Below are 9,034 nucleotides of genomic sequence, written 5' to 3'. Positions count from 1 at the left end.
TATATCTTTATTCTACATCAAACCACAACTCGTGACTGTGATTGGTGCGTACCATATTGTTGTCTTATATCTTTATTCTACATCAAACCACAACGTATATGTCTTATATCCTTATAAATCAATGAGATATGATAGGATTAGAGTATATGAAGTGGTCGTCTCTTATGTAGATATAGCAAAAATACTAAAAAAATTCCAATTGCATAGGAGCTTTCTCTGTTTTTGTTTTAATTTCTCCCCAAATATTGATAATTCTGGCATATTGTCTATCCGTGATAGTCAAAATACTAACATGACCTTGTGTTGGCGTGAATGTTTTTACACGTTTGATATGTACATTTGCGCTTTCAAGAGAACCACAATATCGAATATACACACTATACTGATACATGGTAAATCCATCTTTCTCAAGTTCTTTCCTGAATCGAGTATGATTTTTACGTTCTTTAGCTGTTAAAGTTGGTAGATCAAACATCACAAACAACCACATAATATGATAACAATTTAGTCGGATTTCACTCATCTTATTTCTGGTAATATCAATTTATTACTTGTTTTGGCATAACATCTTACCAATGATGCCATTGTCAAAGAGAGACCAACTGAAAGCGGACGTGTTACTTTCTTAAAATAAGTATCATAGTATAATAGTCTAATTAGTTCTGCTTTGGTTTCTTTATTCAACTCCTCTTTTCCTTCACAATAGAGATTATAAACTATTTCATCAACAAAGGGACGATATGGTTCCATCAGATCATCAGCTAATGGAAAAGCATTGTTTCGATTTCTATGAAAGAGTCCAATCGCTGGGAATAAGCCTGATGACATCAAGGAGCGGGCTACAGCCGATCGCAGTATAGTATATCCATAATTTAATAGACTGTTAATACTGGGCATATTTCTATCGCGTAGAAAGTCCTTGCCAAATAATTCTGACCAATAAACTTTTGCAGCAATCCCTTCTCTATTATCGGCATCGCCAGATTTTACGTTCATAAACAAAGGTTTTAGTAGCTCACCTCGTTTGCCGACTTTATTTAATAGTAACGATTGATTACGGATCTTTGCTTCTACAATCTGTTTCCAAACATTCTTTTTCAAGACCTCTCCAGCATTCATTTGGTTTCGTATGGTTTCTCCTTGTGTTGTATTTGTATCTAAGTTTAATAGCATTGAACATGGCATACCTTTACTATTACAAAAGACTAATGATACGTTGTTTTCTGATAAAAAATTCATTAGTGGTACGGTCAATATCACTTGTGGATGTTCTACCATTATAAACCCTAAATCTTCTATAGGAACAGTATGTAGCTCATCAGGGTGTTCCTTCAAAGAAATAACTAACTGTCTATCTTTCATAGAAAGCATGGCAGGAGATGTAAAAACCAAACTACGTTTCAGCATATTATGCGTTATATTAATTCTATATTTCCCGTTACATCAATATTGAAGTCTATGTTTTCTACCAAAGCATTAAATTGGGTGTGAAGCATAGTAATTGCTGGACGAAGAGCTTCACCATTCTTAAAAGCTCCATTTTTTGATTTTATATCCTTAGAAGGTCGTGCTTCTTGATGATGTCTCAATGATAAGACGCCATATTCACAACCAGATACAATCATGGAGCTCATTCCTACAAGTTTGTATAACCTCCGACAAATATCTTCTTTTTTTGTGAAATCTATTTCTTCTTTGTTCTCTTCGTACAGAATAACCATTGTCCCATTTGTTAATGTTGTTTTCAATGGGAAGCCATGTTTAATACTCTTTTCGGGTACGATGGTAGGATAATCTCTTCTATCTTGGCTACGTTTAAAGAAATTAGCAGCTTCAATATTCTTTACGACTTCGAAATCTCGCTTAACCTTTCCTTTTACAGTTCCTTCATAGATGGCAATCAGGTAATTAATGTCATTAGATACATGGAATTTCCGTTTGTACTCTTTACTAGAACTATCGCGATGTGTACGAATATCTATAGGCTTCTTGATAGATTTTGCATAGCACCTAACTTTCTTAATCAATACACCTTTTTCTTTATTCATATAAATAGGAGCATTGACAGCTTCCTTAAAATTCTTTCCCTCTAATGCTTTCCGTACTGTCTCTTTAACAACATCATCGACGATACTATCAACATCGCTCATTTGCTCAAAGGATGATACAGCTCTTCTTACTACATATTTGATTTCGCCATCTCGTTCAATGGCTCCATAATATGTATCATTGTGTAGACTTCCGTGAGCAGAATCTCCTTGTGCCCAATGTTGTCCTGTAGATGTTATAATTCTCTTTCGTGCCTGTTTAGCCATATTGTTTGGGCTATGGTGTACTACGAATAAGCTATGCTCCAAATCTAATAAGTCTTCCGTGAATGTCTTCCATGGTTTGGGGAATATGGGCTTTATTCCGTGATGATATAGATATTCAGCTTCGTCGTGATAGTATTGTGCCATTTGAGCATATTCATGTTTGCCGATGCAGGCTATTGTAATAGCATCGATGCAATGATGTACATGGTTATTGCGTGATTTCTTCTCATACTCATTTTGCAATCCCCACATTTTCCTAAATTCAGCAGTTGTAGTCCCTTTTACAACAAATACATGACCTTTGTTACGTTCATTCTTATCATGGAATAATGATTTTAAATATAGTCCCGCATATTTAGAAATGAGTCCAATACCTACACCCTGCCTGCGACTGAATCCCTCTGGAATCTCATTCATTGTGAATCGTTCATATTTCCCACGCCAGTAGTCACGTTCTAATTTTAATAAGTGCCTTTTTTGAATTAGCCTGTCTTTTATGTCTTTAGCCATTCCGGAATGAGTACGAATACGATCTATGTCTTTGGATAATTTCTCGTAGCTGTTTTTCCAACCAGCTATTCGTACTAATATGTCTGCGTGATTACCCAGTTGTGTTGGTAATTGAGCTTTTTTAATCTCGCGATTGAATCTGCTGTCACATAATGTCAGATTCATGTCAGTACTATCTCCACCCACACTCTGTGGTATAGTATGTTCTATATCATATTTGGGGGTAGCTCCAAGAAATTCAGCAATGCCTATTTGCTGTCCTGTGTACAAACAAATATGATTTTGTTCTTCCCATAATTTGAATTTCAGAATATCTGTATCTGTTGGTACTATTGCTTTTCCGGTTTCTTCCTTGTATAGATTTGTTATCTCCTCTACATATTTCTTATGTAATTTCTCTTGTGATTTCTGCCAAATAGATATTGCTTTTCGTTTGTTTGCATCATTTAGTTCGCGAGCGTATTCGACATGTATTTCTGTATCTTGATTTATGATTTTATCTTTCAATAACTGGTTTATAACCTTTCTTATCTCATGTAGTGAACGCATAGCCATAGGATTCCGTATGGCGTTAGTACGTGGTGAACCGAGTTGTAATATACCGTTGCTATTCAATCCTGCATCCGGATAGGCCTCTATCATCGAAGGATGATAGAGCTTATCTACAGCTCCATTTTTTAATTCAAAATTATTTTGTAGAAAGTCTTTCACACAGAAATCCAGAGTTTCTTGTAATTTTGTCTCCTTGGGATTAAAATTTTCTATGAGAGGTAGAAGTTCAGCCAATATAAAATTACGTTTTCTTTGCCATATATCAGTTCCTACTATAGTAGGAATATTAGCTAAGGTTACTGCATGGGAATAGACTAGACCCATACGCAAAAATATATTTATCTTACGAATAGCTTTTAAACTAAGCGATGCAAACTTATGAGTCAATTTGATATTTGCAAAAGTGTCTGCTTCTTTATCTCCTAATTGTAATTTTTTACGTCCAAAGTCTCGTAATTTATCTTTTGATGAGAATGAGTACAATACATTCCAAACATCATCAATCATTGCATCTACAGACTTCTGTCCCAATTTTGTGTCAATGGCTTGATATGATTCTGCTATACCCGTTTGCCAGTCTTGACCAAATACGTTTATCAAGTAAGTCGTCGTTGGGCATCCTGAAACACCTTGTGACATCCGATAATTAAACTTATAAGCTTTATCAACAACATCGCCTATATAGCAATAGTTATTTCTGCCCGCTAGTTCTTTGGCAATATCCTCAAAGTCAAAGTTGGGTTTAGATTTTCTGCAAAACAATTTAGTAATGGAGTCTCGTTCCTCTGTATTTAGTACACGAAGTTCTGTATCATAAGGCCCTTGCACCTTAATTGTATTTATAAAACTCAGCATACGGAATTCTTCATATGCAGGATGAGAATCTGCACATCTTGGTTTATTAGGCTCGAATGTACATCTTCCAACAGTATGGCGTTGTGATTTCAGCGGACGCTGAAAATACAACGCGCTTGCTAATTCTTCGATTAGTTTTTTATCTAGCTTTTGTTTTTCGCATATTGCATAAAATTCTTTTTTATAGTGAAATTCACGACTTGTATATCTAGTCCTAAGTCTCACCGTATTGCCATGTTCATTATAAAGTTTATAGAAGTACTCTCCTAAATACTTACATCCTGAAGATTGTATTTCTTCTGTTAAATTAGAAATACCGCATTTTACAGCACCTATTTGATTTTCATCTTCTTCATTATCTAACCTATTACTTAAAAAGCCTCTTCGTTGTGCAAGATGATACATGGCTCTACCTACAGTCATGCGATTTGCAGATACTGACATGTCAAGCTCTTCATGTAAACAGCGATACCTGTATATGTAAGGGTTCTTCCCCGCCTTTTCGTCAGTACGTTGCCATTGTAATAAATCTTTGTTTTGGGGATATAGTTTTCGCGTATGCCATAAATGTAGTTCTTCTTCAGAGACTTGAGGACATAAGTTATATTTCACTAGAACTTTTAATACTTCTATCTTACGTAGTCTCCGTCTAAAGTATAGCTTTCGCAGAGCTCGGTGGCTGGTCCTCTCTGCAGCTTTTGATGATTCAACACCTTTCTCGATTTTTACTCCCTCTTCGAAAATCAGATCACCATATTTAATTAGTGAATATTGATTGTTCTCATCTCTATCAACCACAGCCCAACCTAGGCTATTGGTACCGGAATCCAATCCTAATATGCGCTTTTTCATGTTTTATTAAATTAATGCAATAAAATTATACAAAATATTTGTAACTTCAAAATAAATAATCTATATTTGCAACAGAAAGATTTCTACATCTTATCACAATAAGGCTATATGCCGAAGGATATTTTCCTGTAGCTCCTCTTCGGAGGGGCTTTTTTTTGATTCTCATATATGGAGGAAAGATGAGCAAATCATTTCCTCTTTTTTATATTTATACCTAAGTGCTACTAACCTGAATCCTAACTAATTGTCCAATATATTTCTATTTAATATACGCCAATATACCTTTAGTTCCAGTCCTTTTGGTTGGAGTAGAGTTAACTATGCTAATTTTGTATTTGCTAGTTGACTCTACCATTCCAATTCTTTTAATGTCATTATCGAAAAATATTTGTTTTTTGACGCAATGTATAGAATAATTATTTATCTTTGTAGTGAAGTACTAACAGCCGGCATAATCGAGCGGAACATTCTCGCGGATGATAGGAATACCGTTAAGCCTGAATTAACCAGCGGGTGTTAGTATTAATCCGAAGAGGCAGCAAGGACACCACTATCCAACCGTATGACAAGACTTGACCACGAGATGGCGAGTTGAGAATTAAGACGGCGGACGTAAGGACCAAGCTGCTTCGAACATTTTTATCTATGATAAATAAGCAATCCTTTCCTGATTCTGTCATCATGTAATTCGTATCAAAACTTTAGATCTAACTTTTTGTTTTTGGATATTACAGGCACAGACTAAAACAGCACCCTCATAGTATTTGATATAATATCATTGGTTGAAGAAATTATGTTTCTGTTGTCTCTTTTCCTCATCCGCACCCAGCTATACTTTATCAAGTTCTTCGTAATTCGATTTTGAATATACATAGCACTTTCATCTATAGCATGCTTTGGGTGTCAAAATATATAGCGTATATTTCATAATAGTTGCACACATAATTAAGACTATAATAATAATTTGATAGTCTATACATTCTTAATTTATAATACGAAAATAGCAGCAACATAATATCTCTATTACATTGCTGCCATTCACTTATAGTTTTTTATATTCTATCGTTACATTTCCTGAGAGATTATTTCACTTCCTCAAATATATCCTACGCTGATTATCAATGACTTACATTTGTGTGGTACAAAAATGTTTCCTCAATTTGAGTAGTATTGATTAGCAAACATCTTGGATGTTGTCATTGAAATCTATAAAGTTTCAAGAATGGTATTGTATCTTTTGTATGGTAGAACAGTTATGTTATCTTAATCATTCTTGCTGTTCTTTTTTCTTTATCTCTTATAACCCTCATCGTCTGACCTAAATATAACATGAATATATCCGGATGTTCTTCAACACAGAAATATAGATAATTGTATTCATCTATTATTTGAAAATTTCTTTGCTCCTGAATTTCGATAAAGTCCAAGGATGGTAAATATTTTTTTTCACAGATGATTATAAACTCATCACAGTACAATCTTCCTAAATCGTATTCTAATGCACCCGTTGATATTTTTAAACCACTTGTCAATTTTATAATCACATGCTCTTGTGTCAGAGATAATCTATCTAAATATTCTTGAAGTTTATTTCGATTAATGTTCTTAGTCGACATATTAAATGATTGTCTGACAATCTCTATGTATACTTGTTTGTATTTGAGATATAAGTCCTCTGCTAGAAAATTTCCAATTCCTCCACACTCCACAGCTCTTCCTTTTTGTAAGAACCTCCTTTCAACACTATTGCATGCTTGTATAAATTTATCAATGCATAAAGATTCCTTGGGGGGTAAGTCTGTTTGGCTTGGTATTGTTATATAGTTTTCATAGTTTACTCTTATTGCTTCATCAGTTATGTGCTTTAGTTTCTGATCATCGTAGCCTTTTCTTCCATCTATTTCTTGATTCATCTTCTTACATTCATTCGCACAATCGTCAAGTATCTTTTTAACATCATCAATCGCAGGAATGTTATTAAGACGAATATATGTGAATACATCAGAGTCTAGCCATTCAATAGTATATTTTTTTAACCTTTCTAAAATAAATATTCGTTTCTCATTTATATCAGCATTATAATAATCTGCTTGCGGTATAGTAAGAGGATTACTATATGTATAGTTATAGTCTTTATATGACCATATACGAATAATAAGTAGTGCAAGATATTTATAAGCCTCTGAGATAATAGCATCATCATTATTAATTCCATGATCTAATCCTTGTATTGTATATTTACCATATACTTCTAGTGGTTTGTCAAGCATTGATTCAAATTGCCCTGCACACGATAAAATTTTACCAAGCGTATCTGGGATTAAAGGGAATTTTGCTGGTTGGCTTTGGGTAAAAGTCATAATATGATACAAGCATTCGTATCTTTTGTTGAAAACGAGTAAGGCACCAAGCATGACATTAAACTTATAAAAATCCTCTGTCTGTTTATTCTGCGCTCTCATAGATATGTAGCTATAATACTGTGTTGTCCATGTCCAATAGTTTTTTATCCACCCATTATCACCTCTCATCGCTGCATTATTCAACATAAACCATAGTAATTTGTATGTCGAATCTGACAAATAAGTTTTGTTACTTTTATCATATATAACATCAATTAATTCATCGAATTTATAGCCATACTCTTCACTTTTAAAATCACCTATTGTTTTTCCGATTTCCACTAGTACACGTCTCACATTTTCAGAGTAAATCACTTCTCTTCCTTCTTCAGTATTTCTTTGCTCTAGCATAATGCACTCTGCTATTTTGGCCATTGCTTTTATGTATGTATCTTGATAGCCTTTTCGAGATGCATATCTTGCTAAATCAAATGATACAAGAACCTTTCTTGAAGGATTTTTTATCTGTAAACTTTCTACCAAATAATTTAAATTGTAATAAACCATTATTTTGTTAAACAACAATATCATTAGCACTGCTATTACCAAGATATAAATTAGCATAAAACAATGGATGATATAGGATAGATTGGTTTTAGCATTTACATAGCCCAAAATCAATGGAGATAAACAAACAATAAAGAGGTATGGGTAAAGCAACCATTTAATTAGCTTAAATGAAACCTCATTCTCAAATTCCTGTGATATAACAGACGAATTATACTTTTCATCAATTCTTTGAATACATTGTAGAATAAGTGGGAAAGCCATACCGAAAATGACGGTAAATAACCCAGTAATAAAAGTGTACGAATTATTATAGAAATCAAACATAACTATTAAATTGTATCTTTATGACATGTACAGCAGCGATCGTTTTTATCTGTGGACTTAACATACTTTCTCTGATTCCGTATACCTTTTGGCTGATCTCCTTTGGATGTTGTGGGGATATGTGCTTTACAGTTGGTAACGAATGAGGCATGCTGTTGTATAAGAAATTGATTCTGCTCGTTTATTTTACCCTCAATATTAATACCCTTTTGGATGAGAGAGTCTATCTTGGGTCCTAAGAGATGATCCGTTTTAGATTGAGACTTAAATTCTGCGGTATCGTAGAATAAGACAACTATTGCAATCGTAAAAAGTAGTCCTGTCACTAGAACTACTGTAGACTTCTTATTTTTGAAAGATGTTTGGTATACAGAACTTATCCTGGAGCGAATAGTTGCATATAAATTATCCTTTTTCAGTGTGTTGCTTTGAGTATAAGAAATATCCAGTATTCCATCTAATTCGTTCTGCCGTTGCCAATTTTCAATAATTACACAGGGAATACAAAACTTCTTAGCGAGACTTTTGATATTCTCTCCCGCTTTCAGTTCTTTAATAATCATTTCCTTTTGCTCTTTGTTATAGTAAAATCTTGAGGGCATATACTTAAATAATTATTTATATATAGTGTTATTCTTTACATAAAAGTAGCAAAATCCATTTATGATTTTATTCTTTCTCATATACGCGAGTTCGGGATAAAAAAAGCATTTA

5 protein-coding genes are annotated in these 9,034 nt (G+C 33.8%); all 5 read right to left on the bottom strand.

What is annotated here, in order from left to right; genetic code table 11:
- Positions 1–184 precede the first annotated feature (184 nt).
- The 5 genes from cas2 to HMPREF3034_RS12040 all read right to left on the bottom strand — a co-directional run bounded on the left by cas2 (position 185) and on the right by HMPREF3034_RS12040 (position 8,883).
- Positions 185–523 carry a CRISPR-associated endonuclease Cas2 gene (gene cas2 / locus HMPREF3034_RS12060; protein ID WP_062435834.1) on the bottom strand — a complete coding sequence of 113 codons (339 nt, stop codon included), beginning with the start codon at positions 521–523 and terminating at the stop codon, positions 185–187.
- A complete protein-coding gene (cas1, locus tag HMPREF3034_RS12055) occupies positions 520–1,407 on the bottom strand; it encodes a type II CRISPR-associated endonuclease Cas1 (RefSeq protein ID WP_036900634.1) in 888 nt (295 codons plus the stop codon). Before cas1 ends, cas2 begins: the two co-directional genes overlap by 4 nt.
- 8 nt (positions 1,408–1,415) lie before the next feature.
- The gene (gene cas9 / locus HMPREF3034_RS12050) at positions 1,416–5,084 is read right to left on the bottom strand and encodes a type II CRISPR RNA-guided endonuclease Cas9 (RefSeq protein WP_062435831.1); all 3,669 of its coding nucleotides are present in this window, start codon (positions 5,082–5,084) and stop codon (positions 1,416–1,418) included.
- A 1,253-nt stretch (positions 5,085–6,337) separates the two neighbouring features.
- Positions 6,338–8,257: a hypothetical protein gene (locus tag HMPREF3034_RS12045; RefSeq protein WP_062435827.1), complete on the bottom strand. Its 1,920-nt coding sequence runs from the start codon at positions 8,255–8,257 to the stop codon at positions 6,338–6,340.
- Positions 8,258–8,325: 68 nt separating this feature from the next.
- A complete protein-coding gene (locus tag HMPREF3034_RS12040) occupies positions 8,326–8,883 on the bottom strand; it encodes a hypothetical protein (RefSeq protein ID WP_156431132.1) in 558 nt (185 codons plus the stop codon).
- Positions 8,884–9,034 lie beyond the last annotated feature (151 nt).

It is taken from the genome of Prevotella sp. DNF00663 (assembly GCF_001553265.1).
Lineage (GTDB): Bacteria > Bacteroidota > Bacteroidia > Bacteroidales > Bacteroidaceae > Prevotella.
Note: the sequence above shows the minus strand (reverse complement) of the source record. Positions and strands in the feature narration are given on the sequence as shown.

What these genes read in the sequence shown, in the direction of transcription:
- cas2 (WP_062435834.1), bottom strand. Translation starts at nt 523, where the DNA reads ATGAGTGAAATCCGACTAAATTGTTATCATATTATGTGGTTGTTTGTG.
- cas1 (WP_036900634.1), bottom strand. Translation starts at nt 1,407, where the DNA reads ATGCTGAAACGTAGTTTGGTTTTTACATCTCCTGCCATGCTTTCTATG.
- cas9 (WP_062435831.1), bottom strand. Translation starts at nt 5,084, where the DNA reads ATGAAAAAGCGCATATTAGGATTGGATTCCGGTACCAATAGCCTAGGT.
- HMPREF3034_RS12045 (WP_062435827.1), bottom strand. Translation starts at nt 8,257, where the DNA reads ATGGCTTTCCCACTTATTCTACAATGTATTCAAAGAATTGATGAAAAG.
- HMPREF3034_RS12040 (WP_156431132.1), bottom strand. Translation starts at nt 8,883, where the DNA reads ATGATTATTAAAGAACTGAAAGCGGGAGAGAATATCAAAAGTCTCGCT.